At 56.7% G+C, this 2383-nt stretch carries 1 rRNA gene; it reads right to left on the bottom strand.

Going from position 1 to position 2383, the window contains the following annotated elements:
• Positions 1–46 precede the first annotated feature (46 nt).
• A 23S ribosomal RNA gene (locus OU416_RS40145) occupies positions 47–2383 on the bottom strand; the annotation flags it as partial.

The raw sequence follows: 2383 nt of genomic DNA, 5'->3' as shown, positions 1-2383 counted from the left end.
CATGGTTGTTGTCTCAGACACCATATAGTGGGTGCGAGCAATCTTTGTGAACAAGTCCTCGGCCTATCAGCACCAGTCAACTCCACACATTACTGTGCTTCCATATCTGGCCTGTCAACCCAGTCATCTACTGGGGGCCTTACCCCACAAAGGGTGGGAGACCTCATCTAGGAACAGGCTTCCCGCTTAGATGCTTTCAGCGGTTATCCCTCCCGAACATAGCCAACCAGCCACGCCCTTGGCAGAACGACTGGCACACCAGAGGTTCGTCCATCCCGGTCCTCTCGTACTAGGGACAGCCTTCCGCAAGTCTCCTACGCGCGCGGCGGATAGGGACCGAACTGTCTCACGACGTTCTAAACCCAGCTCGCGTGCCGCTTTAATGGGCGAACAGCCCAACCCTTGGGACCAACTCCAGCCCCAGGATGCGACGAGCCGACATCGAGGTGCCAAACCATGCCGTCGATATGGACTCTTGGGCAAGATCAGCCTGTTATCCCCGGGGTACCTTTTATCCGTTGAGCGACACCGCTTCCACCAGCCAGTGCCGGATCACTAGTCCCTGCTTTCGCACCTGCTCGACCCGTCAGTCTCACAGTCAAGCTCCCTTATACACTTACACTCAACACCTGATTGCCAACCAGGCTGAGGGAACCTTTGGGCGCCTCCGTTACCCTTTAGGAGGCAACCGCCCCAGTTAAACTACCCACCAGGCACTGTCCCCGATCCGGATCACGGACCCGAGTTAGATGCCCAGAACGACCAGAGTGGTATTTCACCAACGACTCCACACCCACTAGCGTGAATGCTTCACAGTCTCCCACCTATCCTACACAAGCCGAACCAAACACCAATACCAAGCTATAGTAAAGGTCCCGGGGTCTTTCCGTCCTGCCGCGCGAAACGAGCATCTTTACTCGTACTGCAATTTCACCGGGCCTGTGGTCGAGACAGCGGAGAAGTCGTTACGCCATTCGTGCAGGTCGGAACTTACCCGACAAGGAATTTCGCTACCTTAGGATGGTTATAGTTACCACCGCCGTTTACTGGCGCTTAAATTCTCCGCTACACCCCAAAGGGTTCACGGGTCCTCTTAACGTTCCAGCACCGGGCAGGCGTCAGTCCATATACATCGCCTTACAGCTTCGCATGGACCTGTGTTTTTAGTAAACAGTCGCTTCTCCCTGGCCTCTGCGACCACCACCAGCTCCCACCGCACGGGCGTTCACCAGCAGTGGCCCCCCTTCTCCCAAAGTTACGGGGGCAATTTGCCGAATTCCTTAACCACAGTTCACCCGACCGCCTCGGTATTCTCTACCTGACCACCTGTGTCGGTTTAGGGTACGGGCCGTGCACACACTCGCTAGAGGCTTTTCTCGACAGCATGGGATCACTCACATCACCACAACGGCTACGCATCACCCCTCACCCTTCATGGCGTGCGGATTTACCTACACACCGGGCTACAGGCTTACACCAGTACAACCACTCACTGGCAGAGCTACCCTCCTGCGTCACCCCATCACTTAACTACCGCCCAATCAGGTCCCATGCACCCCCCACACTCGTCCGAAGACTCATGTGACGAGCGGATGGTTAGTATCAAAGGTTTCGCTATGGACGCGTGCACACGGGTACGGGAATATCAACCCGTTATCCATCGACTACGCCTGTCGGCCTCGCCTTAGGCCCCGACTCACCCTGGGCGGACGAACCTTCCCCAGGAACCCTTGGTCATCCGGCGGAAGAGATTCTCACTCTTCACTCGCTACTCATGCCTGCATTCTCACTCCCACACACTCCACAACACCTCACAGTGCTGCTTCACCGCGTGCAGGACGCTCCCCTACCCAACCCAGCCCTAGGCTGAATTGGCATGGCTTCGGCGGTGCGCTTCAGCCCCGCTACATTGTCGGCGCAGGACCACTTGACCAGTGAGCTATTACGCACTCTTTCAAGGATGGCTGCTTCTAAGCCAACCTCCTGGTTGTCTCAGCGATCCCACATCCTTTCCCACTAAGCGCACACTTAGGGGCCTTAGCCGATGCTCTGGGCTGTTTCCCTCTCGACGATGAAGCTTCTCCCCCACCGTCTCACTGCCACGCTCAACTCAGATGTATTCGGAGTTTGGCTGATCTCAGTAACCCGCGAAGGCCCATCAACCAACCAGTGCTCTACCCCACCCAAGCAACACGCAACGCTGCACCTAAATGCATTTCGGGGAGAACCAGCTATCACGGAGTTTGATTGGCCTTTCACCCCTACCCACAACTCATCCCCCAGGTTTTCAACCCTGGTGGGTTCGGGCCTCCACACGGTCTTACCCGCGCTTCACCCTGGCCATGGGTAGATCACTCCGCTTCGGGTCTACACCACGCGACTA

It is taken from the genome of Saccharopolyspora indica, assembly GCF_027853965.1.
Classification (GTDB): domain Bacteria; phylum Actinomycetota; class Actinomycetes; order Mycobacteriales; family Pseudonocardiaceae; genus Saccharopolyspora; species Saccharopolyspora indica.
This window is presented reverse-complemented; position numbering and strand designations above follow the sequence as displayed.